Genomic DNA, 25,365 nt, shown 5'->3' on the forward strand with positions numbered 1-25,365 from the left:
CTAAGGAGGAAACAACGATGCTATTTGAGATGGTTGAAAAGTTGGTGCAGAATCCAAAGCTTATTGATCAGGTGAAAGAAGGTACAATCGACTTTCCTGGTGTTTCTGAGATTGAAAAAGAAGCTATAATCGATGTATTTACATCAGAAGATCCACAGGGAATCGATGTGAGAATGTGTTATTGGAAGTAATCGTTATAGAGTCTTAAAAGCCAGAGATGCTCTGGCTTTTTTTGGCTTCATTAAAGAGAGGGAAGGAGATCGGGATGGTATTCTTAAGAAATCATAAACACGTTTTTTTTTTAGTCTTATATTAATAACTGCGATTTATCTCGTTTTCGTGACGATTACCAAAACGTATGTTGGTATTGATGTGAAAGAAAATGAGGAGGGTTCTTGGGAGGTCTCAAGCGTGGATTCTATTGGCTGGGCTGCCCATCGAAAGATAAAAGTGGGAGATGTTGTTAAAGAAGTCAATCATCAATCGGCCGATACCTATCATTCCATTCAGAATTATGGTGTAATCGGAAATCTTGATCAAATGAAAATAATGAGAAGCGGGACCGAGTTGGAGTATGAGGTTCAGGATCCGATCAATTATAATACGCTTCTTTACCATACGATTCTCCCAACCATCGTGTTTCTCGTCCTGTATTTGTTTTCTTTACAGGTTTTTATAAAAAAACGGAGAGACCCCGTGGCCATATATTTGATAGCCTTTCTTCTGGCAGTAGGGATCGGATACTTAAGCGCCGGGGCATCTGCCAGAACGGACAGCCTGGCTAGAATCATGAACAGTTTGTCCTTAATGATGGTACCTGTTCTGTTTTTGCATTTTCATTATCAATATTTTTTAAAATACCAGATTCAATTGGTAACCAAGCGGTTATTAGCAGCCATTTACCTGCTTAATTTAGGCGTCGTTTTTTTAGATGGCTTATCCATCTTCCGGTTGGCTATGGGGAGTTATGAAGTCATCCGCAATACACAGCTGATCTTGTTTTCGTTGGAGATTCTTTTTGGTTTGAGCGTTCTCGTCTATTATTATATGACCTTTCGGAAAACTATACATAAGTCGATTTTTCAAAATACTATCTTCGGAATCATCGTTTCATTCTTCCCATTTATCTTTTTAACGGCTTTACCTAATGCTGTGTTTGGAGTCGAACTTATACCAGCTCCCGTGACAGCTCTGTTTTTAATATTTTTGCCAGCTTTTTTTCTCTATCTTGTGCTGACAGAGCGGGTATTCGATATTGACTTCATTAACAGTCGACTACGCTATTATGCCATTATTTCCATGATCCTGACTGCATGCATCATCGTGTTGCTCATCTTCTTTACGAATCTCAATTATTTACAGTGGATCAGACTGTCCATTCTAACCTATGGTCTATTGATCTTGTTTTTCTATCTAGAAGAAAGATTCTCTCTTCGTTCAAAACTGTTTGGGGACAAGTTTAATTTTCAAGTGAGCCTCGACAGGTTTTCCTATGACCTGGCGAAAATCTTCAAAAAAGAAGAACTTGATGACAGACTTCTTCGTGAAGTTAAAGACGTCCTTCCCGTGTGGCATGCGGCACTTCTGTCGTATGACAAAGTGGAAAATGAACTAACGTTAATAGCAGGGGATGAAAAAGTGATTTTTCATTCAATGAAGACGTATGTGGCCTATTACAGACGCTCGTTAAGGATTGGTCTGCCGTTCTTACTCGAAGATGGCTTAGGCTATGTCATTAGTGACAGACATGATACAGCTGATATATTGTGGATTGAACAAAAAGTGAATCATACGCCATTCAACCAGGATGAGCAGCGGTGGTTGAAAACCATCGTCCAGTATACAAGCATCGTATACGAAAATTTTCAATTGATCGAAGGGGTTACGGAAGATTTGAAAAATTCGATCCAAGAAGATCAATCCGTCCCTTCATGGATGTTGAGGCTTATGTTTAAGCTATCGGAAGAGGAGAGAGCAAGGCTGTCATCTGATCTACACGACTCAGCTCTTCAGGAGCAGCTGGTATGGTATCGGAAGGTGGAAGAATTATCGGCTTCGAAGGATATGGATGAGCCTGTAAGAGAAGAACTGTTACAGGTCAGAGAAGGTTTATTAGGGGTCGTCGGACAAATCCGGGAAACTTGCACGTTCCTGCGTCCTCCTTTCCTGAAAGAAACTGGGATTGTGGAAGCTCTCTCCTATTTAATCGAGCATTATCGCAAGCGTGAGAACTATCGTATTGATTATCATTATGAAGATTTTACAATCGAGCTTGATCATGAACAATCCTTAACATTTTATCGGATTGCTCAAGAGCTATTGAATAATGCTTCTAAACATTCAGAGGCTTCTTTAGTTGAATTCGAATTGAAGAACGACGGGAATATGGTTATGTTATCGTACAAGGATGATGGTGTGGGAATGAAGCACAGTCAAAAAACGAATGCTTTCACTCAAAGTATGGGGTTAACTGGGATTAGACAGAGAGTGAACAGTCTTGGAGGAAGCATGGAGATTTTTTCGCCTGAAGGATCGGGTGTTGAAGCCGCTATTTTAATAAATGCAGATGGATGAAGTGATGAAATAGAGGAGGGGTATGATGGTTTCTATATTATTGGTGGATGATCATCCTGCTATTGGAGAAGGTTCTAAGTTAATGATTGAAAGGGAAGAGGGGATGGTTGTAACCATTGCAGACAGCCCGGGGAAGGCAATGGAAATCTTACAGGACCAGAGTTTTACCATCCTGTTGTTCGATCTACGCATGAAAGGAATGAACGGTATAGAGCTGACGAAACAAGTACGCAGCGCGGGGCATTCTTCGCCTGTACTCATTTATACGGGTCATGACGTAGGGCCATATTTCAATACATTGGTTGAAGCGGGAGTGTCCGGTTTTATTAGTAAGACAGCTCCCAGGGAAGAATTAATAGACGCCATTAGATATGGGGTGAAAGGAAAAGCCATCGTTCCTGTTTCGCTCTTCGAACAACTGAGAAAAAATGAAGTTCGAGTAGATGAATCAGAGGAGCATGAAATCCCTGAACGGGAAATATCCGTCACGCCGAAAGAGCAGGAAATATTGAAGGAAGTGGCCAAAGGAAAAAGCAATAAGGAAATAGCCCAACTCTATTTTAAGAGTCCGCGGACCATTGAGTACAACTTAACGGAAATTTTCAAAAAGCTGCAGGTGAAGACAAGAGCAGAAGCTGTGTTAAAGTCAAAGCAGTGGGGGATCATTACAGAAGAAATCGATTGAAAAAGGTCTAAGGTATGATTTTCTTACTATCGAGAGAGAATGATTGTAACAGAGATCAAAAAAGTCCGAACGATATTTTACATATCGTTCGGACTTTTTTAGTTATTCTTTAGCCTTGTCCCAATAGCGATAGGCATGTACCGTATACCCGCGATAAGAGGAATAAGAGTTGAATTCTTCATCAACTTTCGAAAGCTGGTTCTCCATTTCTTCTTTTCCTTCCTCATGGAAGGAGATATGCGGGTGGGAAGGGTTCTCTTTCATCTCTACTGAAATGAGGATGTCTTTTCCAAGTTCCTCGGAATAGTTGACCTCATTTTTAGCGGCATCAATAATACCGGCCGCTTCATCACGGAAGGCCATAACTGATGTGTGATCCATTTTGCTGATCACCCATTCATTAAAAGGCGTGTCCGGGTGCCCTGGTGTTTGGGTATCATCAAACCACATGGCTAAATCCATACTTGCTTCCAAGTCCGTTCCGCTTTTTGTTTCTTCGACAAAACGTTCTAAATTACCCATCCATTGTTTTAATACAGACTCTTGGTCGGTTGACCAGGAGGGTTCTACATACGGCTCAATATCAAGATGGATGCCGTCAAATGACTGGTTTTCTGTAACATTTTGATTGTAGGACTTTACATAATTCACCAGATCTAAGATCCGATCTTCTTCTTCTTTTAAGGCCCAGGAAGGATGTCCGCCCATGGCATGTACTTCAATCCCTGCCTGATTGGCAGCTTCGACGAAACTCGAATATGCGCTGTAGGGCTGCGTTAAATCAAGACGTGTGTAGAGAAGGTTGATGTTATTCTCTTTGGCGAATTCCAGTATTTTGTCTTTTTCATTAATAAGTGTCTCTGCTTCCCATATATATGTGCCTCGTTTTTGTTGTTCCTCCTGTTTGGGAGAACCTTCTTCCAGTTGTTTCAAGTTTGTATAATTGTCGATGGCGTATCCAACATAGGAGTTGTGTTCACCGAGGTGTTTATCGATCAGACCAAGGTGCATATTCATACTCGCCAAACCTTCTTCATAAAACGTGGTCGAATTCTGATCGGTTTGTGCCGTAGTAACACCAACCATAATTTGTTTACCGGCTTTGTCTGCTGCTTCAAACTCATCTTGGGTCAGCGCTACAATTCCGTTGTCCGTTTCTAAAGTATCTCGATAAGCCAAGATAGTTGTATGGTCAAATTGTTGAATCAACCACGTGTTAAAAGGGATATCCGGTTGACCGGGTGTCTTTAGTTCATCCAGCCAGAAAGGAATGGAACTGCTTATTTCGAGCGTGCTGTCCCCTTCAATCGATTGCATGGTAGCGGTGATATTATCTTTCCATTCACGAAGGACACGAGGCTGGTCCTCGTACCATTCCACCAGGTATTGAGGCTGGATTTTAAAATGGATACCCGCAAATTGTTCTTCCGTATCTACTGATTGATTATACTCTTTCACCCAATTCACAAAGTCTAAGCTTTGCTGTTTATTTTCTTCTAAAGCCCACGAGGGTTTACCGCCAAGGGCGTGGACTTGAATACCTTCGTTTCCAGCTTGTTGAATGAAATCTGCATACACTTGAGAATCTTCTTCGGTATTCACTTTTACATATAGAACATTGATTTGATTTTCTTGGGCCCGTTCCAGAATGGCACTTACTTCTCCGCTTATGTCTTCCATCTCCAGCCACATAGCTTTCTTGTATTCATCCGTACTTGAAAAACCATAAAGTGGGAGAGAAAGTACGGCAATCATTACGAGCAACCATAATTTTCGCTTCATTGTGTACCTCCAATTAATAAGTCATTGTTCTTTCGTTCGGCATTTACTGACCACAAATCCATCCATTTCTGCTTTTCATTTTCCGGGGGTCCGCAATCATTGTGCTGCGTATTTTTGAAAGCGGTTCACCTATCATCATTCCTGTACCTTGGTTTTTTCCCCTTTATTCGACCGGGTAATTTTTTGTCGAATTTTTGTGGGGGTACCGAAATAGAAATTCGTCGTTCCGAACCCTTGTTTTCGATGAAGAGTCCTAACCCCCGTGTTAGCGTAATAAACGTAGCGAGGAAACACACTAACAATCTAACGGTTCCAAACAGAGTTTGCAATACCTAAAAAGTTTTTCTTTTGTGCAATAAAATGGAAAGAGGAGGGTGAGCGAGATGAAATGGAAGGGCTTGGGGCTCATGGTTATCTTTTTTATGACTTTGGCCGGCAGCTATTTTTTAATTAGTTCTACGCAGGTGACGGAAAGTAAACAGCTTCAAGATGGAAGCCAAGTGAAGTTCCGCACCAAAGGCGATCAAATAGAAATCTATCAAGATGAAAGCTGGTCTCCGTATTTTATTAAAGGAGTGAACATGGGAGCCTCTTTGCCCGGCCATTTTCCAGGAGAACTTCCGATGAATAAAGAGGACTATCTCCGCTGGTTTAAGAGGATAGACGAGATGGGAGTGAACACGATTCGGATTTATACCATCCATGAGCCAGTTTTCTATGAGGCCCTGGTGGAGTATAACGAAGACTCGGAAGAAGACCCCCTTTACTTTATGCAGGGAGTCTGGTCACCTGTCAGTTTGATGCATGAAACGGAAGATGCTTTATCATCACGGGTGATCGATGAATTCAAGCAGGAGATCGATCATGCAGTAGGTGCCGTTTATGGAGATATTGAAATACCAGAACAGAAAGGAAAAGCGAGTGGTGACTATACCGCCGATGCAAGTCCTTACTTAGCTGCCTGGCATATCGGGACGGAATGGGACCCGGATATCGTTCAGGAAACGAATGATAAGCACAGCGATGATCCAGCTTTCAGTGGCTCTTATTTTAAACCCACAGAAGATGCCTCCCCCTTTGAAAGCTGGTTAGCTGAACTTTTGAATTATACAGCAAAACAGGAAAATAAAAGAGGATGGCAGCATCCGATGACCTTTACGAATTGGATTACGACGGATCCATTAGAACATCCGCAGGAACCTCAAAAGAAGGAAGATTTCGTCAGTGTCGATCCCACTAACATTAAAGAAAAGAATTGGGATGCTGGATATTTTGCTTCCTATCACGCTTATCCGTACTATCCAGACTTTTTAAGGTTCACCGATCGGTACGATGAGGTGAAGAATGAAGACGGAAATACAGATACTTATAAGGGCTACCTTCAGGATTTGAAAAATTATCACAGCCGCATGCCTGTCATGATCAGTGAATTCGGTGTCCCATCATCGAGAGGGAATGCTCATAATGGACCGCTGAATCGCGACCAGGGTGGACATAGTGAAAAAGAACAAGGAAAGCATGCGGCGGATCAGCTTCAGCATATTTACAAGGAAGAATTTGCAGGGGCGGTTTTATTCACGTGGCAGGATGAATGGTTTAAAAAAACCTGGAACGTCATGCCAATGAGTATGGATCATAGAGAGGCCTATTGGTATAATCCGTTATCTGCCGAAGAGTCCTATGGCGTATTGGGGATGTATCCCGGTAAGTGGGATGATCTAACGATCGATGGGAAAAAGAACGATTGGGAGGATTTAGACCAAAAAGAAGTAAAGGATATTTCCACACCGTTAACCGATTTGAGCGTTACACATGATGAGGGATATGTTTATATTTCTGCTCATTTACCAAAAGGGATTGATTTAGAGAATCAATCGTTATATGTAGGTGTGGATAGTCTCAAAGGAGGGGCCACATCTCCACAACTTCTAAAAGGGGTTCAACTGGAAGACGGACTTGAAACAGTCGTTCGCCTGAGTGAATGGGAAAAGAGTGAAGTACTGATTGGATCTTCTTACGATTTCCATAAGCGTCTTTATGAAGAAGCTTCAGGCAGTGATCAAGAAGGTGGCTTTCATTCATGGAAGCTTGGGGTCAGTTTACCGATGAGACACCCATTAACAAACGATGAAATCCCTTTTGAAGAAGTAGAAGTCGGACAGCTGAAACGAGCTTCTTCTTCTCCGCGGAAGGAGGGGGACTGGGAAATTGAAGGGGACGTTATAGAAATAAAAGTCCCATGGTCATTATTAGGCTTTTCAGATCCGAGTACGAAGCAAGTGATTGGTTATCCGTCCGCTGATGATAGCGAAGAAACACTTAAGAAGCAATCTATAGAAGGTATCCGTTTCCTTCCATGGATCTATGATGAAAAAACAGGAGATATACAAGGGCTCCCTGGAGGGGCTGCCCCGGTTCCCATGGAGGAGTTCCCGATGTACGAATGGAAGGATTGGCAGGGGGTCACTTTTACAGAAAAAAGAAAAGACAGCTATTACATGATAAAAGAAGCCTTTCAAAGCTTGGAAGATTAAGAGAGGAGGTTGTCTGTGTTTATAAATATCCAAATTGCTTATTACATGATTGGACTTTTGCTTATTCTTATGACCATCTTCATGGCCGTGACGTTAAGTTTGAAATGGAATAAAAAGCGGTTGGAGAAACGAAAGAAGGAATGTCTGACCCGATTTAAGGATTATTTAGATTATTTACAGACTCAGATAGGAGAAGAGGAACGGTTACGCCCCCCCAAAAGCGAACTGAAAACGTTTGAAAGAAAAGTTCTGCAGTCAGAGTTGGTCCATTGGATCAATCGACTGGATGGGGTATACCGGCAGCGGCTGTTAACGTTGTGCGAAGATCTGGGTTTGGTTGAATATAATTTGAAACGTTTGACTAGTTATCGTCCATTGGTTCGAATTGATGCCGCGTATCATCTCGGGGCGTTGAGAGCATCCGAGGCAACATCGTGTCTGATCTCTATTTTATTCAAAAAGCGGGTGGACTCTTCTTCCTACATTTATGCCCGTGCGGTTGCTCAGACAGCGGAACAAGTAAGTGAAGTTGCCGACCTCTTACATTTTCTCATCGAGAATGGAAAGCAGGATGTACACTTAGCAGCGGATATTACAAGAGAGTCCGACCTTGATTTAACGGATTTATTTACGATGTTTCTGCAAGAAGAAAACCCAAAATATATTAAGGTGGGGCTTATCGGTTTACAGAACAGCCTGAAGCCTGATTTGCCGGATCGGATACAGGAGTTGACAAAGTCGGACGATAAAGAAATCCGTTTGAATGCAGCCAAGCTATTAATTGATTCCGGAGATTTATCAGAAGAGGATGTCCGTTTTTATATGAATTTCCCTGATTGGGAGATTCGTAAACTATTTGCTGAGTGGATTGGAAGAGCCGACCTTATTCAATACGTCCATCTGTTATCCGCAAGGGTTGATGATACAAATTGGATGGTATCGCGCGCAAGTGCAGGAAGCTTAATCCTAATGGGAGAAGAAGGTTTCGAAGCGCTTTGTAAGTTGGCTTCTGGAGACGGAAGCGAACATGGGAAAGCCATAGCGAGAGAATTCATTGAAGAAGAATTGAAACATTCAATGGAACAAACACCGCTCGTGAATGATATCCAGATTCACAACAAGAAAGAGTTCCTTTATCAGAAGTACTTTGGGAACACCCAGCCTTTAACAAATGTCATGTAAGGAAAGGAGGAAGAATATATGAGAGAGATTCTGTTATTCTACGGAATTTTTGCAATGTATTACGTGGTCACCATTAATACGATCTACTTCGGAATTATCTTATTTTCTTTCCGAAGAATACTTGGAATCATGAAAGAAACCTTCTATTCAAAATACGAGGCACTATCCGGGTCTAAACATGTGCCTGCCATATCCATTCTTGTTCCAGCTTTTAATGAAGAGTTGACCATTAAGGAAAACGTCCGCTCTTTATTAGCGCTTCATTATCCTCAATTCGAAGTCATTGTGGTCAATGATGGATCCGGAGACGGGACCTTAAATACTTTGATTGAAGAGTTCGAATTGAAGTATCACCCACCCAATATGATCAAAGATACGATAGCGACAGCTAAAGTCAAAGGAGTTTATTACAACCCAGCGTATCCTACTCTTTATATAGTAGATAAAGAGAATGGCGGAAAAGCGGACTCCTTAAATGCGGGCATCAATCTATCTAATTACTCACTGATCTCATCCATCGATGCTGATTCCTTACTGGAAGAAGATGCACTGATTAGAATTGCTAGAAAATATATGGAAAACCCTGAAGAGAATGTGGCAATTGGCGGAAATGTGAGAATCGCCAATGGCTGCCGAATTAAAAACGGGATGGTGAAACAGGTCAATCTTCCAAAGAAATTACTGCCGATGTTCCAAACAGTGGAATACTTAAAAGCTTTCCTTGGTGGTCGAATTGGTTGGAGTGATGTGAATGGACTCATCATCGTGTCCGGTGCTTTCGGTGTATTCAAAAAAGAATATGTGGTGAAAGTAGGGGGTTATCGTGGTGGTTATCCTGGCGAAGACATGAATATCATCATTAAGCTCCACCGATATATGCTGGATCATAAGCTTCCATATAAAATCGACTTTTGTCCGGACGCTGTCTGTTGGACACAGGCACCGGATACGTTCAAGATTCTCGGCAGTCAGCGTAAACGCTGGGGGCGTGGGAACTTAAAAAACATGATTGAAGAAGGACGGTACATGTTCATGCGTCCGAAGTACAAGATCATGGGTATGTTAACGATTCCATATAACATCATTTTTGAGACATTGAGTCCTTACTTCAGAATTACTGGATTCCTTGCTATCCTCGGGTACAGTTTTATGGATATGACTGGATGGAAGCTTATGGGCGTTTTCATGTTGATCAATGTCCTTTACGGGACCCTGCTTGGATTAGGGTCATTGCTTCTGGAAGAGATGGCTTTCCAGCGCTATCCAAAAGTCCGTGATTATTTCAAGATGGTTTTGTATACGGTACTGATGTTCTTCGGATATCGGCAGTTGGGGATTTTATGGAGATTCCTCGGCCACATCGATTTTATGCGTAAGAACAACTCCTGGGGAACGATGGTGAGAACCAGTTGGAATGAAGATGATGATAAAGAAAAGGCGGCTTAGTCTTTGGATAGATAAAAGGGAGGAAGAAAAATGGCAGATGTACATGTAGGCTCCAGAATTATTCAATCGTTCAACCACTTTCTTCAATACTATGAAAGTAGTCAATTGTCTTGTGGGATTATTCTCGCTCATGCGGATTTAAATCAAGCAGGGGTGAGGGATATGGAGTCGTATTTGGAGGAAGAAGAACCGGATACAGCCTTTCAAATGAGTTATGATCCAAATGAAAAGATTCTGGGAATCCTGCTCGATGGTTGTCAACTGGCTTATACACACTTCTTATCCCTTCACGTCAAAGATGTATTAGAACAGCGTCATCAGCTTGTAGGGGATGTATGGGTAGGAAGTTTTCCGGAAAACAGTGACCATGCTGAACAAATGATGTTCGATATGTTATGGCAGATCATTGAAGGAGATCAGCAATCAAAGGAGATTCATCTTTATCAAGCAGAAAAGAAAGTAGAAAAACAAACGAAATCCGTGCTGCTTGTCGATAGTGATCAGAGCCTCGTTCAGCTGCTGACGAAATACTTTCAGCGAAAGGGCTATTTAGTCTATACAGCCGAAGATGGAAAAGAGGGAGTGGATGTCTATCAAAACGTCCTGCCGGATCTCGTCATTACAGAGATTAACCTTTCCGCTTTGGGAGGCTATCAGTTCATCAATCAAATCAAAAACATTGAAGAGAATTCCAAAGGGTCTACAGAAATTATCGTCCTTACGAATAAACAGCTGGAAGAGGATGTAAGACGTACATTCGATTATGGTGTTTCTGACTATATGACTAAGCCTTTTTCACTCGTTGAGCTTGAAGCACGAATGAAAAGACTCGTCAGTGTTTCTAAATAAATTTTACAAAAAGAGAGGGATCAGGAATGGGATATTTTGAACAGCTTTGTCAGAAGATTGAAAAGAAGAAAGCGAACATCGGAGTCGTCGGTATGGGGTATGTCGGGTTGCCACTTGCTGTGGAAATGGTGAAATCAGGATTTACGGTTTGTGGAATAGACTTAGATGACAACAAAATCCAATCCCTTCGTAACGGTGAATCCTATATCAATGATATCTCCAATGAGGATTTACAAAATAGCCTGGCATCGGATCGCTTCTTCCCAACAAGTGACTATGAAGTGGTGAAAGACCTTGATGCTGTCAGTATTTGTGTACCGACACCACTAAGTGAGAACCAGGATCCGGATACCTCTTATATTACAGGCGTGATCAACAGTATGAAGCCTTATATGAAAAAGGGTATGCTCGTCACACTGGAAAGTACGACTTACCCGGGGACGACAGAAGAATTGATTTTGAAGGAATTTAACCGAATGGGATTTGTAGAGGGGGAAGATATATTCCTCTGCTATTCACCAGAACGAGTCGATCCAGGGAACCAGTCTTACAATACGCATAACATGCCTAAGGTTATGGGCGGAATGACTGAGAAGTGTAATACAGTCGGAGGTCTTCTTTATAGAAATTACATTCCGGACGTCGTTCCCGTTACGTCACCGAAAGTAGCCGAGATGTCCAAGCTCCTTGAAAATACATTCCGTAGTATCAACATTGCTTTTGTGAATGAGATTGCAATGATGTGTGAACGCATGGATATCGATGTTTGGGAAGTCATTGATGCAGCCGCGACGAAACCATTCGGCTTTATGAAGTTTCAGCCGGGACCAGGAATCGGAGGACATTGCATTCCGCTTGATCCTATGTACTTGTCCTGGAAAGCGAAAGGATTCCGTTTCTACAGTAAATTCATTGATCTCGCTCAATCTATTAACAGCAACATGCCGGATGTAGTCGTTGGAAAAACGTCTCAAGTATTGAACATTCACGGAAAGTCCATCAATAGTTCCAAAATACTTATCTTAGGGATGGCTTATAAACCAAATATTAGCGATCTCCGTGAATCGCCAGGGCTTTACCTCTACGAGTTATATAAAGAAAATGGTGCGAATGTTGAATATCATGATCCACATGCTCATAGTTTTCTTGATGATGATGGAGAAGTTGTCCACTCAGTCCCTTATGATAAGGAACAATTAAAAGAATACGATTGTCTGGTTATGGTCACCAACCACAGCGACTTCGATTATCAAGAACTGGCAGAATTAGGAGTACCGATCGTGGATACAAGGAACGCTTTCCAGGAATTCGATCAATCGAATATTCATAAGCTTGGTACAGCTTCTAAAGTCAACAAGAAACACCATCCATCTATTGCTCTATAACTGAAATCTGTGTCTAAATCAATCACTCATTATGAAGGAGATGAATAAATATGTGCGGAATCATGGGGTATATTGGAGATAAAGAAACACAGCGTGTATTAACCGAAGGACTGCGTAAACTCGAATATCGAGGCTATGACTCAGTAGGGATTGCTATGAATAATGGAGATACACTGGAACATGAAAAATCAGAAGGTCGACTTGGGACGTTAGAAGAAAAACTGGAGCAGTCTCCTCTTTCCGGTTCAATGGGAATAGGGCATACGAGGTGGGCGACACATGGTCGTCCTTCGGATGAAAACTCCCATCCGCATCTGGATGCGAAATCAGAATTTGCGGTGGTTCACAACGGGATTATTGAAAACTACATGGAAATCAAACGAGAATTGAAGCAGGAAGGCTACACGTTTATATCCGAAACAGATTCTGAAGTGATTTCCCATTTGTTCTCTCATCTATATGACGGAGAGATGGTGTCCACAATCCAGAAAGTGGTTCGCAGACTCGAAGGCGCTTATGCACTGGGGATTGTTTCCCAGCATGATCCGAATCGTCTTTATGCTGTCCGGGAAGCGAGTCCACTTATCATCGGAGCTGGAGATGGAGAATCCTTGATCAGTTCAGATATCCCAGCTTTACTTGAACATACACGCGACATTTATATTTTAGAAGACGGGGAAATGGCGATTCTTTCAAAAGAAAATGTTACGTTGTTGGAAACGGAGACAGGGAAAGAGTTGAACCGTGATATTTTCCGAGTGGATTGGGATATGGAACAAGCAGAAAAAAATGGCTACGATCATTTCATGCTGAAAGAGATCTTTGAACAGCCAAAAGCTCTGGAAAAAACAATGACTGGTCGTCTTGATCAAGAGACGAAGCGCGTAGACTTCGATGAATTACAGTGGTCGGATGAAACGATTCAGCAATGGAACAAAATTACGATCGTAGCCTGTGGGACGGCTTACCATGCAGGATTGATCGGCAAACATGTTATAGAAGAACTTACGCGGATTCCCGTCGATGTAGAGGTAGCGTCAGAGTTTCGTTATCGTCGTCCAATTATTGATGAAAAGACATTGGTCATCGTTGTCAGTCAATCTGGAGAAACAGCCGATACTCTGGCTGCGCTGCGTCAAAGTCAACACCTTGGAGCGAATGTTCTGGCGATTACAAACGTCGTTGGAAGTTCCATTGCACGGGAAGCAGATGAGGTCATTTTGACAATGGCTGGCCCGGAAATTGCCGTCGCATCTACAAAAGCGTATACGACACAAGTATTGTCTTTCTACTTGTTAGCTCTTCACCTAGCTGAAAGGAAACAGACGATCACAGAAGAAGCCCATCATCAGCTGATCGATTCTATTTTGGATCTGCCAGGTAAAATAGAGGAAATGTTGGAGCACTCTCAAGGTATTCGCTGGTATAGTGACTCCATTAAGGATGCTAAAAGTGTCTTTTTCCTTGGAAGAGGATTGGATCATGCCGTTGCTTTGGAAGGTTCCTTGAAATTGAAGGAAATTTCATATATCCACTCTGAAGCCTATGCTGCTGGAGAGCTGAAGCATGGAACACTTGCTCTGATCGAAGAAGGGACGCCTGTCGTTGCCCTCATTACTCAAGATGAGGTAAGCGAAAAGATGATGGGAAATGTTAAAGAAGTCAAAGCACGAGGAGCCCAGGTGCTGGGTGTAGCAGAAGAAGGGAACTTAGATGTGTGGGAGTATGTAGATGAAACATGCTACATTCCGAATACTCCTTCCATTCTAACTCCACTGCTTACTGTCGTTCCATTACAATTGATTGCTTATTATACCTCTCTTGCTCTTGGCAATGATGTGGACAAGCCAAGAAACCTTGCGAAAAGTGTAACGGTCGAATAGGTGCCTAATCATGATGGAAGTGATGGAGCGTCAACAGACGAATCTTAAAACGAAAGATTTAAAAAGTTTAATGGTTGGGGTTTATGAAAAGGTTGAAAACGAGGAAATCCAAACCGATCGACAGATCATCGATGAGGTCATGGAGCAATTAAGACCATTCGTCCAGCCCATACAAGAATAGATAGAAATGGAGGAAATGAGATGAGCCAAACGTTTGCTGTTGTACTAGCTGCAGGTAAAGGAACGAGGATGAAATCAGATCTCCCGAAAGTTCTTCACCAGGTTTGTGGAAAACCGATGGTCGAACACGTCATCGATCAACTCAATCGTCTTTCCATCGATCAGATTGTAACCGTCGTCGGTCATCAGAGTGAGCGAGTGAAAGAGCAATTGGGTTCCTCCGTGGATTATGCATTCCAAGCTGAGCAGTTGGGTACAGCCCATGCTGTGAAAATGTGTCGTGAACAATTGGGTCACCTTGAAGGATCGACCCTTATAATCACTGGAGATACACCGCTCATTTCCAGTGGCACCCTATCGAAGTGTTTAGATCTTCATCGTGAAACGAAAGCCGGTGCTACAATTTTGACGATGCAACCGGAAGACCCATCAGGATATGGTCGTATTATTCGCAAGGAAGATGGACAGGTGGAACGAATCGTTGAAGAAAAAGACGCTTCGGAACAGGAACGAAAGGTGAATGAAGTCAATTCAGGAATCTTCTGTTTTGATAACCGTCTTTTATTTGAGGCCCTGGAACTTGTATCGACCGATAATGAGCAAGGGGAATATTATTTACCGGATGTGATCGAGCTTCTTCAACACAAAGGGGAACAGATTTCAGCAGCAAGCATTCAGGATGTCGAGGAAGGACTGGGCATCAATGACCGCTCACAGCTGGCAAAAGCGGAAAAAATTCTACAAAGGCGAATTATTGATGATCATATGGAAAACGGTGTTACCATCATTGATCCTGTTTCCACTTATATCGGAGCAGATGTAACAATAGGCGTAGATACCGTTATAGAGCCGAGAACCCATTTAAGAGGGAAGACTCAAATTGGTGAAAATTGTATCATTGGACCGGACGTCGACCTCGAAGATTACCGTGCGAAGGATCGTACCAAGATACAAAACTTCTCCAGAACAAATGATATCAGTGCCATGCCTTATGTTAAATAAAATAAGTAAAGAAAGGCCTTTCCAACGTGAAAGGTCTTTCTTTAAACAAAAATTATTCCGTGGAAAAAGCATCCTCGTGTTGGTAGTAATGCTTCTTCTAACTATTGGGGTTGGAGTCTATATGAGTCAGGAATCACAAGTAAAGGCAACTTGGATCTGGGATTTGAGTGAAATGGAAGGCGGCATCGAAGAGAATATAGAATTCGCTAAAGAACAGGATGTCAATTTGATTTATCTGCATGTCAGTAGAGAAGGATTAGATGAGAAGAAAGTGCAGGCGTTTATAGAAGAAGCCTCGGATCAAGATATAAAAGTGTTTGCCCTTGGAGGAGACCCCAATTGGGCCTTGAAAAAGAATCAGGACAGTCTTGCTTCCTTTATGGCTGTCGTTAAGGGTTACAACCAAGGAGTGACTGAAGAAGCGAGGTTTCAAGGAGTGCATATGGACATTGAACCTTACCTGCTGACAGAGTGGAAAAGCAATAAGGATAAAGTCATTACCCAATGGATGGATAATATCACTTTTCTGAGAAAGGAAGCTAAAAAAGGAGAGCAGAAGCTCCAATTAAGCGGAGATTTTCCATTTTGGGTCAATGATTTAAATGTACCAGGGAAAAGTCAATCCCTGAGTGAATGGATGCTGGCTCAACTTGATTCCATGACCATCATGGCTTACCGTGATTACCTGGAAGGGAAGAATGGAATTAAACATATTGCCTCACCCATTGTGGAAGAAGCGGCCAATCAAGGGAAGTCAGTAGTCATAGCTGTAAATGTTATTAAAACGGATGAAGGCAGCTATACGACTTTCTATGATAGTCCACCTATGCGCATGGAACAGGAATTAACCGGTCTAAACCAGAGCTTCTCCGGTCATCCAGGTTATGGCGGGGTGGCTGTTCATGATTATAGTTATTGGAAGCTTTATAAGAACAAACAAATGGAAGGGTAAAGAACTGACGGATGTCAGTTCTTTTTCTTTGTGTCTCCTTCTATGGACCGCTCTGCTTGCCTGAGAGGTTATAGAGGGAAGGATGACTGGGATATCAAGAAGGTGTTTTATAAATAGGAAAAGGGGTTAAACAAAAGCAGGACTGAAAATCGAAGGAACGACTTCTGATATTATTATGGATATTCTTCAAAGAATCAGGAGAGATTATCCATGATGGATGATTCATTTTAAGCCATGGCTTTTTATCCTTTAGCAGAAACGAATACATAAATAGTCTTGGAAAGAAAGCAACGGGGGAGGCACCCCATCACAGATATCCCTCCCTTATTTGTTGTTTTTTCAAAGTTTCACGTGGATCTTCCTATTCTTATCGATTGAAGAGGTGGCTAGTATGGACTGGGTATGGAAATCAGTTCTTATCATTATCATAGGTACAATCATTCTCCGGGTTGCCGGTAGGAAGTCGATCTCGCAGATGACATTGTCACAAACGGTGATCATGATCGCTATTGGCTCCCTGTTGATTCAACCAGTAGCCGGGAAAAATATATGGGTGACTTTTGGTGTGGGTGGCGTTCTTGTCGTTACTTTGATTCTGATGGAATTTACACAGGTAAAATTCGACTTTATGGAACGGTTCCTGACCGGGCGTGCTGTCTCTGTTATTGAAAATGGACAGATGAATGAAAGGAATATATAGAAGCTGCGATTTACTGTAGATCAGTTGGAAATGAAGCTGAGACAAAGCAGTATCTCTTCCATAGCCGATGTAAAGTCAGCGACATTAGAGCCGAATGGCCAGGTAGGGTTTGAATTGAAGGATCATATGAAACCTGCAACAAAACAGGACATAGATGAGCTCAGAGATCAAATTCTGTCGCTGAAGCGGATGTTGAATCCGAACCAGGCCACTCAAACCCCCTTGCCACAATCAGCAAGGGAAGACCTTTTCAAAGAAGTTGAAACGAAAAATCATCGGGAAGTCCATCCTGATCGTTTGAATTGAGCGTCATGACAGGCAATTCGTTCTATTCCTTGCTATAATGTAAGAGAGGTGAGAAAAGTGGAATTTGTAAACACCATCGAAGAATTAAACACATTCGTTCACGACCATTCTCTATCAATTGTATACGTTTCACGACCGGGATGCTCCGTATGTCATGGTCTACGTCCTCAAGTAGAGAACTTATTGAAAGATTATCCTAGAATTGAAGCCAGGCAGGTAAATGCGGATGAAATCCCTCAGGTAGCAGGAGAATATTCTGTCATGACTGTGCCTGCTGTTCTCATTTACTCGGAAGGGAAAGAATTATTCCGAAAAGCCCGTTTTGTACCCATTGGTGAATTGAACCAACAGCTTGTAAAGCTAAATCATTTTATCCATGAAGGTTAACCATCTGTTGAGATATTCAACAGATGGTTTTTTATATGGCTTTTTAAGGACTTTATTAGTCAGATAATTCCCTCAATTTAGGTTTCTCCGGCTATTCTTAAAAATTCAATGCGCAAATATAGGTATGAGACGAGATTATTTGCGATGAGAAGCGATGAAATGGAAATACCTCGCGGTGAAACCGTTTACACTAACTAATTGGCTTATATAAACCCGACTTGCCAAAAACCCCTTGAATAAGTTTTGCCCAATGTTATGATGAAAAACGTCTTAAATAAAGCGAACAAAAAATGCGAACGGGAGAGATTAACCCAATATGATTAAACAAACGATTGCTTTTCTAGGTGCAGGCTCAATGGCTGAAGCGATGATTTCAGGCATGGTGGAATCCGGTAATATTCCAGCTGAGAACATCATCGTGACCAATAGAAGTAATCAAGAACGTTTAAACGAGATCAATCATCAATATGGCGTACGTACAGTATTAAAAGCAGATTTAAATTTCGCAGAAGTTGACCAGTTCATTCTGGCAATGAAACCGAAAGATATCGATGCTGTACTCGATGACTTAAAAGATAAATTGACACCAAATCAAGTGCTTGTTTCAGTACTTGCGGGAATCTCAACATCATATATGGAAGAAAGATTGAATGAAGGACAACAAGTGATTCGTGTTATGCCTAACACATCAAGCATGCTGCGTGAATCAGCAACAGCTATTACACCAGGGCGTTTTGCAGACATGGACAATGTCCTTGTAGCTAAAGATCTATTGAAATCCATTGGCGAAGTATTCGTTATCGAAGAAGATAAAATGGATGTATTTACAGGAATAGCAGGAAGCGGCCCCGCTTACTTCTATTACCTTATGGAGCATATAGAAGAAACAGGTCGTGCGGAAGGCATGGATCGTGAAACTCTACGTGAAATTGGAGCTCAAACTTTGCTGGGAGCAGCAAAAATGATGCTTGAACGTGATGAGAGTCCGACAGAACTACGTGAAAATGTGACATCTCCGAATGGAACGACAGCTGCAGGTCTTGATGCGCTTAATCAGGCGGGTGGAGGCCACGCGATTTCTGAAGCAGTACGTGGAGCAGCCAGCCGTTCAAAAGAATTGAGCAAAGAACTTGAAGGATTACTTGTAGGTAGTAAGTAACGATAGATGACAGACGCGAAAAAGTTAAACAGGAGTGATATGTTGAGTCAAGATAAAAAAAGGGTAGTAATTAAAATAGGGAGTAGTTCCCTCACCAGCATGCACGGTGAAGTAAGCCGCCGTAAATTAGAAAAATTAGTAGATGAAGTCGTTCAACTGAAAGACGACGGCCACGAAGTTCTACTCGTATCCTCAGGTGCCGTAGCTGCAGGTTATCGTAAACTCGGATGCCTTGAGCGCCCGAGCGCCTTGCCTGAAAAGCAAGCGGCCGCATCCATCGGTCAGGGATTGTTGATGGAATCTTATTCCGATCTTTTCCTATCCCATGGCTATATGGGTTCTCAAATCCTCATTACTCGCAGTGACTTTTCTGATGAAGACCGCTACAACAACGCAAGAAACACCATCAATGTCCTACTGGAACGCGGAATCATACCAATCGTCAACGAAAACGACACTATTACAATCGACCGTTTGAAGTTCGGTGATAATGATACACTCTCTGCTAAAGTTGCAGGTCTAGTGGACGCCGACCAATTGATCATTCTATCTGATATTGATGGCCTTTATGATGCAGACCCTAGAAAAGATGAGAATGCAAAACTACTCGACAAAGTCCACGAAATTACTCCAGAAATCGAAGCCGCAGCTGGTGATCCAGGCAGTGCAGTTGGAACAGGCGGTATGAAATCCAAAATTGATGCCTTTAAGATTTCCATGGCATCCGGCATTGCTTCCTTCTTAGGAAAAGCCAACACGCCGAATATCGTTTATGATGCTGTATACGGTAATGCAACAGGAACGTACTTTGAAACGACGACAGACTCTGAAAACCTTGATCAGAAGAAACAGTGGATTGCCTTCAATTCCGGACCAGAAGGGGAAGTCATTATCGATCATCGGGCGAAAGAATCGATGGTTGAAATGAAGAGCAGCCTTCTACCAATGAATGTTCATCATGTGAAAGGCCGCTTTGAAAAAGGAGCCGTTGTTCACATCTATGATCTTGACGGAGATGAAATTGGTCTTGGAGTCGTAAATTATTCTTCTGAAGAAATGGAAGAAATGATCAGCTTGACTGAACCTGAACTTGAATCCTATGAACAAGCAGCCATTGAACGGAAAGATTTTGTCTGCCATTTAGAAGTTGCCCTGCCCGTAGGCGTTTAAAATACTCAAGGAGGTCTTTGATGACACTTACAACAAATGTGAATGTTGAAGCACAAGCAATAGAAGCAAAAAAAGCTTCGAAAAAACTGATGATTCTTTCAGAAGAAGAGAAAAACCAGGCGTTGAACCATTTAGCAGATGTTCTTGAACGCGAATATGAAACGATTCTGAATGCCAATGAAAAAGATTTAACAAATGGCCGTGAAAAAGGCTTCACGGAAGCATTTATGGATCGTTTGTCTCTATCCAAAGAGCGTATCGCTGAATTTGCTCAAGGATTGCGTGATGTTTCCAAACTTGAAGATCCGACCGGTAAAGTGCTGACGGACTGGACACTTGAAAATGGATTGCAAGTGGAAAAAGTCACCGCCCCCCTTGGCGTCATTGGTATGATATATGAAGCTCGTCCGAATGTTACCGTTGATGCGACAGGACTGGCGTTGAAATCCGGAAATGCGATCGTTCTGAAAGGTGGATCTTCTGCCATCCATTCGAACCAGGCCATTGTTGAAGTAATGCACCGTGGTTTGGAAGAAACAAAGATTCCTAAAGAAGCTGTACAATTCATCGCATCTACAGACCGTGCAGCAACAAATGAACTCTTCAAAATGAAAGAACACATTGACGTTCTCATTCCTCGTGGAGGTGGCAAGTTAATTCAAGCTGTTGTTGAGAACGCAACCGTGCCTGTACTTGAAACAGGCGTTGGAAATTGCCACATCTATGTGGATAAGCATGCAGATGTTGAAAAAGCGATTAATATCCTTGTGAATGCTAAAACAGACCGCCCGGCGGTGTGTAACGCTGCCGAAACACTTGTAGTTCATAAAGAGTGGTTGAATGACAACAAAGATGCGCTTATCGCAGCATTGAAAGAAAACAATATTTCTGTACACGGTGATGAGCATATCCTTAATATCATTCCGGGGGCTGTACTTGCCGGCGAAGAAGACTGGGCGAATGAATACTTGAGCACAGATATTGCCGTAAAAGCTGTCGATGATCTGACGGATGCGATCTCCCATATTGAAACGTATGGTACGAAGCACTCTGAGGCTATCGTGACGGATGATCAGGAAGCAGCAGATAAGTTCTTTGCTCTTGTCGATGCAGCAGCGCTTTATCACAATGCATCCACACGTTTTACTGACGGTGGTGCGCTTGGATTCGGAGCAGAAATCGGCATTTCCACACAAAAATTGCATGCCCGGGGACCAATGGGGCTTCCAGCTCTGACTACTGTGAAGTTTCTCATGAAGGGAACCGGTCAAATCAGATAATCATTAACGAAAGAGGAACTCTCAGGAGTTCCTCTTTTTATATGGGACAACACAAGGAATGCGCTTCCTTTCTCGCAAAGGGACGGCTTCTGGAATCCTTATGCTAGAAGCGTCTTCTTCTATCTATCTTTAGAATCAAATACAAAGGCTCTGTTAAAGTTTAGTGTTGATATTACTGCAAAAAAGGAACTTCCGATTTTATGGAGGTTCCTCATTTTTATAGTTGGCTTATTCAACGAAAGCTCCCTTTTCTTGAAGACTCAGTTTGAGATGTTCCGGGGGTTCATTGCCTGGTTGAGCGTCAGGGGTGGCTGGGAAGCCACTCGCTCTCCTGTGGGGGAGTGACGAGCTTCCTCGGGCTACCGCCCGGCGGGATCTCGCCGATCTTCTTTCTCCCACGGGAGTCTCGCAGCTTCCCAACCACCCCATTCAATCATGCGAGAAACGACCCCCTACACCAAGAAGGAGCACCTTCCTCTATTACTATCTATAGTAAGAAAGTGCTCTATAACAAGCGGTTATGAGCTCCATCCATACGATGGAGATAAGGGATACAGCTCTCCATTCGTATAGAGAGTGCCTACTTCTGAAAGTAGTTTCGAGACACTCCCTTCGCAAAGGAGTGGAGAAATCGAAAAAAAGCTATGGGACGTGTGGATAGGTGAGCCCATGGAAGGCGTGGCCTGAGGAGACTGAGCTCCCTTCTTTTACAAAAAATTCAAACTGTTATATGATAGTGTAATCTTTATCTTTAGGAGGGATATGATGAGACAGACAGATGCTGTAGCAGCAATTACAGACAGTTTGAAGGAAGACCCCCTTGTAAAAGCTGTCTTTCTCAAAGGTTCGATGGGACGCGGGGAAGAAGATGTGCACTCAGATGTAGATATATATGTGATGGTTGATGAAGGAGATCAGTCTTTGTTCCTGAAGAAGCGACGGCGACATTTAGAAAGCTATGCGTCCTTCATTTTTTATGATGATATTTATATCATCGCGCCTCAAATCATTGCGGTATATGAAAACTTATTGCATGTCGACCTTTTTACCGTGACTGAAGATACATTGATACATAAAGATTACTTTCACGTGCTGTATGATCCTGAAGACCGTATGGAGAAACATAGAAGACACCAGAACCTTTGGTTGGCAGACGAAGATTTTCTGTATGCAGTCGACGATGTGGCATTCTTTTTCTTGCAGTATAAGAAAGCGGCAGACCGGGGGAATGAGCTATGGGCTGTTAAAGTCGCTCATGATATAGCGTTGAATCTGGCTAAAATTCTTTTGAGGAAATACACACCGGAGAGAGCACAGCTTGGAATGAAATCGGCTTGGCGCGACCTTCCTTCTTCTGCATTGCAGGAATTTGAAGAGGTATATCGCCGAATTGATTTAGAAGGCCATGTAGAAGCTGTATGTGGTATGGCCGGATTGATGGAGAGCCACCTTGAATGGCTGGAAGAGTGCTGGGGGGAGGAGATGTACACCCTTCCATTCTTAAAGAGAATGATCAAAGAAATAAAAGATAGAACTCCCGTCTAAGAGAGTTCTATCTTTTAATAGGATTGACCAGCCATCGCCTGGGACAGGGTGGCTGTAGTCGTTATGTTTTTAAAATCAACACCGAGCTGGACAGCTGTCTGGGCGATTTCCGGTCGGATGCCCACCAATGTGGAAGAAACACCGATCAGCTGGAGGCTGTCGATCAATTGGAAGATTTGTTGGGCAACCATCGTGTCTACAAGGTAAACCCCTGATAAATCAATATAGAGAACATCGATATGTTCTTCCGTACAATTTCTTAATGTGTTTTCAAGGATTGCTGCTGCTCGCTCGGTATCAATATTGCCAACGAGGGGCAGCAGTGCTCGTTCATGGGACAGATGAATAAGTGGAGAACTCAATTCATTGATGACCGTTTGCTGGTGGTCAATCTTTTTGTTCAGTTGTTTGGATTTTTCTTCTGTCACTTTGAACACGATTTCATCAAACACTTCGATTAAGAGCCGTTTCCATTTATTTTCCTGAGCTCGGGGCACTTCTGTCTCCTGTTGGGCAATGAATTCTTCGAGAAAGTCCAGGTATTGTTCCCTCACACGCATGAATTCTCGGATGATTTCGTGAGTCGGGGTTTCTAAATGGTGAGGATCACGGCCAATCTCAATAATCCACCCTTGAATGCTGCTGAAAAATTCATCCCGTTCCAAAATGAAAAGTTGACGCATGTATTTATGAAATTCATAATTCTGGGCTTTTAAATGATTGATGGTCGTATCATCTCTGGATGCATAGACCCCTGATACATCATGCTGGTTTAACGAATCATACCATTCCTCTGTTAGAACATCTGCTTTCTGTAAGAGAAAGTCATGTAATGCTTGATTCGATTCCATCTGCAAGCTCCTCTCTATATGAATGATCCTCTAAGTGGAGCTGTCGGAGAGGTCATTAGTTACCCCCATTATAAATGGTAAATCTATTCATTTCCAATAGGATTGACTGAAGATTATCAAAAAAGGGAAAACAGCAAAGAGGAGGTGGTAAAATGGCTTTAAGAGAGGTGTTACTAGAACAGTTGAAAGCTGTTCATGAGGAAAATAGCTGGTTTGTCTGCTTCAATTATGCTGTTAGAGAATTGGAAGAACCACAAGCTATGGAAAAAGCACATGATCAAACCCACTCGATTGCGGAAATCGTCCATCATCTCTATTTTTACAATGAAAGGTACCTCAGTCGTTTTCGTGGGGAAGAAGTAGTTGTCCGACCGCGTCACTATGACACATTTCAAAATCACGGAAGCGTGGATTGGCATAGCCGCGTGGCAGATTTTCAAATGGTCATGGCGCTGTTCAGACAGGAAATCGCTGCCTGCAGTCAAGAAAAACTTGAGATGTGGGGAGAAACGCTTTCGAATTTATTCATGCACAATGCATACCATATCGGTCAGATTGTAACCATAAGAAAACGTCATGGCTGGTGGGGGATCAATCCGGTAGTGAACGGGTAATGGTCCGCCGTCCTCGTTTTAATCCCCTGAGAGTTCCCCCGATTCGTTATGTAAAAAAGTGCAGGAAGTCACATCCCGCACTTTTCCTACTTACTCTCCAGCCTGATCCATTGCGTCGTCCATTTCTTTGCGTGTAGCCATAAGTGGTGTTGTTGGCTCAAGGCAGGAAATGCTGCAGAAACAGTCAAGATCTACAGTAATACAGACGCCTGTAGCACGAAATTCGCCGACCAGTCTTGAAGGGAAGTAGTCACAAATATCTTTTTTGCCACAGTTTCGGACTAGTTCAGCGCCGGATGCAGTCACAGGGATCAACAGCTCAAGCTTAACGCATTTGCCATCATCCGTGAACTTCTTCGCTCTGAAAATAGGAGAGCTCACGCAATCAAGGTAGCTGCCGTCAAGTAATCTTCTTTGCTTACGGATGACTCCGCTGCCGATGAATGGTTTACAGTCTTTGCAGTACAAAATAAATGGAATCGTCGTGTTTTGCGGAAGCTCAGCTGCAGGTGAGAGCAAATCGCGGATTGAACGCTCACAGCTGACATCACAACATCCATTATCCATCAAACCTGCTACTTCATCTTGAGCTTTGATGATTTCTTTGATGACGTCGCGTACGCAGCTGTTGTCTTTTCCTTTACAACTCATAAAAACATCTCCTTCTTTGTTTTTTCTCTACATTCTATGACTTTTCATAGAGAGTGCTTGTATAAGTGCCTATTATTCTAAGAATCTTCATAGTTTGTAATATTGTGGGTGATAGCCAAGGCAATGAGAGGAACATAACATACCTTATAGTACTGAGGGCTTATGAAAGCTTGAAGTTCATGGTATTTACCACACCATGGAAAATTTCCCTACGGTCTGATGCCAGCGTACACTGGCATCTTTTTTAT

The 25,365-nt window shown here is 42.5% G+C and carries 23 protein-coding genes; 20 read left to right on the forward strand and 3 right to left on the reverse strand.

Going from position 1 to position 25,365, the window contains the following annotated elements:
* The first annotated feature begins 17 nt into the window (after window positions 1-17).
* The 3 genes from comX (at window position 18) to ACXADE_RS03910 (ending at window position 3,259) form a co-directional block, all read left to right on the forward strand.
* Window positions 18-191, forward strand: coding sequence for a competence pheromone ComX (comX, locus tag ACXADE_RS03900; protein ID WP_474979202.1), 174 nt, complete (start codon window positions 18-20; stop codon window positions 189-191).
* A gap of 220 nt (window positions 192-411) precedes the next feature.
* Window positions 412-2,574: an ATP-binding protein gene (locus ACXADE_RS03905; protein ID WP_474979203.1), complete on the forward strand. Its 2,163-nt coding sequence runs from the start codon at window positions 412-414 to the stop codon at window positions 2,572-2,574.
* A gap of 25 nt (window positions 2,575-2,599) precedes the next feature.
* Complete coding sequence (locus ACXADE_RS03910; RefSeq protein ID WP_474979204.1) at window positions 2,600-3,259, forward strand: response regulator; 660 nt, start codon at window positions 2,600-2,602, stop codon at window positions 3,257-3,259.
* Window positions 3,260-3,361: 102 nt separating this feature from the next.
* On the opposite strand, the gene ACXADE_RS03915 is transcribed toward ACXADE_RS03910, so the two are convergent.
* A complete protein-coding gene (locus ACXADE_RS03915) occupies window positions 3,362-5,041 on the reverse strand; it encodes a hypothetical protein (protein WP_474979205.1) in 1,680 nt (559 codons plus the stop codon).
* Window positions 5,042-5,424: 383 nt separating this feature from the next.
* Here ACXADE_RS03915 and ACXADE_RS03920 point away from each other — a divergent pair, with 383 nt between their 5' ends.
* The 16 genes from ACXADE_RS03920 to ACXADE_RS03995 all read left to right on the forward strand — a co-directional run bounded on the left by ACXADE_RS03920 (window position 5,425) and on the right by ACXADE_RS03995 (window position 23,001).
* Window positions 5,425-7,575: a hypothetical protein gene (locus ACXADE_RS03920; protein ID WP_474979206.1), complete on the forward strand. Its 2,151-nt coding sequence runs from the start codon at window positions 5,425-5,427 to the stop codon at window positions 7,573-7,575.
* A 15-nt stretch (window positions 7,576-7,590) separates the two neighbouring features.
* Window positions 7,591-8,757 (forward strand): HEAT repeat domain-containing protein, encoded by a 1,167-nt coding sequence (locus ACXADE_RS03925; protein WP_474979207.1) that lies wholly within the window; start codon window positions 7,591-7,593, stop codon window positions 8,755-8,757.
* Between the two features lie 18 nt (window positions 8,758-8,775).
* Window positions 8,776-10,203 carry a glycosyltransferase family 2 protein gene (locus ACXADE_RS03930; protein WP_474979208.1) on the forward strand — a complete coding sequence of 476 codons (1,428 nt, stop codon included), beginning with the start codon at window positions 8,776-8,778 and terminating at the stop codon, window positions 10,201-10,203.
* 30 nt (window positions 10,204-10,233) lie between these two features.
* Complete coding sequence (locus ACXADE_RS03935) at window positions 10,234-11,052, forward strand: response regulator transcription factor (RefSeq protein WP_474979209.1); 819 nt, start codon at window positions 10,234-10,236, stop codon at window positions 11,050-11,052.
* A gap of 26 nt (window positions 11,053-11,078) precedes the next feature.
* Window positions 11,079-12,437: a nucleotide sugar dehydrogenase gene (locus ACXADE_RS03940; RefSeq protein ID WP_474979210.1), complete on the forward strand. Its 1,359-nt coding sequence runs from the start codon at window positions 11,079-11,081 to the stop codon at window positions 12,435-12,437.
* Between the two features lie 50 nt (window positions 12,438-12,487).
* Window positions 12,488-14,320: a glutamine--fructose-6-phosphate transaminase (isomerizing) gene (glmS, locus tag ACXADE_RS03945; RefSeq protein WP_474979211.1), complete on the forward strand. Its 1,833-nt coding sequence runs from the start codon at window positions 12,488-12,490 to the stop codon at window positions 14,318-14,320.
* A 10-nt stretch (window positions 14,321-14,330) separates the two neighbouring features.
* Entirely contained in the window at window positions 14,331-14,501 is a 171-nt protein-coding gene (locus tag ACXADE_RS03950) for a hypothetical protein (protein ID WP_474979212.1), read from the forward strand.
* A 20-nt stretch (window positions 14,502-14,521) separates the two neighbouring features.
* Window positions 14,522-15,502 carry a bifunctional UDP-N-acetylglucosamine diphosphorylase/glucosamine-1-phosphate N-acetyltransferase GlmU gene (glmU, locus tag ACXADE_RS03955; protein WP_474979213.1) on the forward strand — a complete coding sequence of 327 codons (981 nt, stop codon included), beginning with the start codon at window positions 14,522-14,524 and terminating at the stop codon, window positions 15,500-15,502.
* Between the two features lie 121 nt (window positions 15,503-15,623).
* Window positions 15,624-16,454 carry a hypothetical protein gene (locus ACXADE_RS03960; protein ID WP_474979214.1) on the forward strand — a complete coding sequence of 277 codons (831 nt, stop codon included), beginning with the start codon at window positions 15,624-15,626 and terminating at the stop codon, window positions 16,452-16,454.
* 391 nt (window positions 16,455-16,845) lie between these two features.
* Window positions 16,846-17,154: a DUF421 domain-containing protein gene (locus tag ACXADE_RS03965; protein ID WP_474979215.1), complete on the forward strand. Its 309-nt coding sequence runs from the start codon at window positions 16,846-16,848 to the stop codon at window positions 17,152-17,154.
* Between the two features lie 3 nt (window positions 17,155-17,157).
* Window positions 17,158-17,460, forward strand: a complete 303-nt coding sequence (locus tag ACXADE_RS03970; RefSeq protein WP_474982194.1) for a YetF domain-containing protein — start codon at window positions 17,158-17,160, stop codon at window positions 17,458-17,460.
* A gap of 57 nt (window positions 17,461-17,517) precedes the next feature.
* Window positions 17,518-17,847: a thioredoxin family protein gene (locus ACXADE_RS03975; RefSeq protein ID WP_474979216.1), complete on the forward strand. Its 330-nt coding sequence runs from the start codon at window positions 17,518-17,520 to the stop codon at window positions 17,845-17,847.
* 316 nt (window positions 17,848-18,163) lie between these two features.
* Window positions 18,164-19,006, forward strand: a complete 843-nt coding sequence (gene proC, locus ACXADE_RS03980) for a pyrroline-5-carboxylate reductase (protein WP_474979217.1) — start codon at window positions 18,164-18,166, stop codon at window positions 19,004-19,006.
* 39 nt (window positions 19,007-19,045) lie between these two features.
* On the forward strand, window positions 19,046-20,176 hold the full coding sequence (gene proB / locus ACXADE_RS03985; protein ID WP_474979218.1) for a glutamate 5-kinase: 1,131 nt from the start codon (window positions 19,046-19,048) through the stop codon (window positions 20,174-20,176).
* A 20-nt stretch (window positions 20,177-20,196) separates the two neighbouring features.
* Window positions 20,197-21,456, forward strand: a complete 1,260-nt coding sequence (locus ACXADE_RS03990; RefSeq protein ID WP_474979219.1) for a glutamate-5-semialdehyde dehydrogenase — start codon at window positions 20,197-20,199, stop codon at window positions 21,454-21,456.
* Between the two features lie 765 nt (window positions 21,457-22,221).
* A complete protein-coding gene (locus ACXADE_RS03995; RefSeq protein WP_474979220.1) occupies window positions 22,222-23,001 on the forward strand; it encodes a nucleotidyltransferase domain-containing protein in 780 nt (259 codons plus the stop codon).
* 14 nt (window positions 23,002-23,015) lie between these two features.
* On the opposite strand, the gene ACXADE_RS04000 is transcribed toward ACXADE_RS03995, so the two are convergent.
* Entirely contained in the window at window positions 23,016-23,852 is an 837-nt protein-coding gene (locus ACXADE_RS04000; protein WP_474979221.1) for an STAS domain-containing protein, read from the reverse strand.
* 152 nt (window positions 23,853-24,004) lie between these two features.
* Between ACXADE_RS04000 and ACXADE_RS04005 the strand changes: the two genes are divergently transcribed.
* The gene (locus ACXADE_RS04005) at window positions 24,005-24,466 is read left to right on the forward strand and encodes a DinB family protein (RefSeq protein ID WP_474979222.1); all 462 of its coding nucleotides are present in this window, start codon (window positions 24,005-24,007) and stop codon (window positions 24,464-24,466) included.
* A gap of 90 nt (window positions 24,467-24,556) precedes the next feature.
* Here the strand turns inward: ACXADE_RS04005 and ACXADE_RS04010 are convergent, their stop codons facing one another.
* A complete protein-coding gene (locus ACXADE_RS04010) occupies window positions 24,557-25,117 on the reverse strand; it encodes a CotY/CotZ family spore coat protein (protein WP_474979223.1) in 561 nt (186 codons plus the stop codon).
* Window positions 25,118-25,365: the final 248 nt, after the last annotated feature.

This window comes from Halobacillus sp. ABR2_026, from assembly GCF_056158545.1.

What these genes read in the sequence shown, in the direction of transcription:
- comX (WP_474979202.1), top strand. Translation starts at nt 18, where the DNA reads ATGCTATTTGAGATGGTTGAAAAGTTGGTGCAGAATCCAAAGCTTATT.
- ACXADE_RS03910 (WP_474979204.1), top strand. Translation starts at nt 2,600, where the DNA reads ATGGTTTCTATATTATTGGTGGATGATCATCCTGCTATTGGAGAAGGT.
- ACXADE_RS03915 (WP_474979205.1), bottom strand. Translation starts at nt 5,041, where the DNA reads ATGAAGCGAAAATTATGGTTGCTCGTAATGATTGCCGTACTTTCTCTC.
- ACXADE_RS03920 (WP_474979206.1), top strand. Translation starts at nt 5,425, where the DNA reads ATGAAATGGAAGGGCTTGGGGCTCATGGTTATCTTTTTTATGACTTTG.
- ACXADE_RS03930 (WP_474979208.1), top strand. Translation starts at nt 8,776, where the DNA reads ATGAGAGAGATTCTGTTATTCTACGGAATTTTTGCAATGTATTACGTG.
- ACXADE_RS03935 (WP_474979209.1), top strand. Translation starts at nt 10,234, where the DNA reads ATGGCAGATGTACATGTAGGCTCCAGAATTATTCAATCGTTCAACCAC.
- ACXADE_RS03940 (WP_474979210.1), top strand. Translation starts at nt 11,079, where the DNA reads ATGGGATATTTTGAACAGCTTTGTCAGAAGATTGAAAAGAAGAAAGCG.
- glmS (WP_474979211.1), top strand. Translation starts at nt 12,488, where the DNA reads ATGTGCGGAATCATGGGGTATATTGGAGATAAAGAAACACAGCGTGTA.
- ACXADE_RS03950 (WP_474979212.1), top strand. Translation starts at nt 14,331, where the DNA reads ATGATGGAAGTGATGGAGCGTCAACAGACGAATCTTAAAACGAAAGAT.
- glmU (WP_474979213.1), top strand. Translation starts at nt 14,522, where the DNA reads ATGAGCCAAACGTTTGCTGTTGTACTAGCTGCAGGTAAAGGAACGAGG.
- ACXADE_RS03960 (WP_474979214.1), top strand. Translation starts at nt 15,624, where the DNA reads ATGAGTCAGGAATCACAAGTAAAGGCAACTTGGATCTGGGATTTGAGT.
- ACXADE_RS03965 (WP_474979215.1), top strand. Translation starts at nt 16,846, where the DNA reads ATGGACTGGGTATGGAAATCAGTTCTTATCATTATCATAGGTACAATC.
- proC (WP_474979217.1), top strand. Translation starts at nt 18,164, where the DNA reads ATGATTAAACAAACGATTGCTTTTCTAGGTGCAGGCTCAATGGCTGAA.
- proB (WP_474979218.1), top strand. Translation starts at nt 19,046, where the DNA reads ATGTTGAGTCAAGATAAAAAAAGGGTAGTAATTAAAATAGGGAGTAGT.
- ACXADE_RS03990 (WP_474979219.1), top strand. Translation starts at nt 20,197, where the DNA reads ATGACACTTACAACAAATGTGAATGTTGAAGCACAAGCAATAGAAGCA.
- ACXADE_RS03995 (WP_474979220.1), top strand. Translation starts at nt 22,222, where the DNA reads ATGAGACAGACAGATGCTGTAGCAGCAATTACAGACAGTTTGAAGGAA.
- ACXADE_RS04000 (WP_474979221.1), bottom strand. Translation starts at nt 23,852, where the DNA reads ATGGAATCGAATCAAGCATTACATGACTTTCTCTTACAGAAAGCAGAT.
- ACXADE_RS04005 (WP_474979222.1), top strand. Translation starts at nt 24,005, where the DNA reads ATGGCTTTAAGAGAGGTGTTACTAGAACAGTTGAAAGCTGTTCATGAG.
- ACXADE_RS04010 (WP_474979223.1), bottom strand. Translation starts at nt 25,117, where the DNA reads ATGAGTTGTAAAGGAAAAGACAACAGCTGCGTACGCGACGTCATCAAA.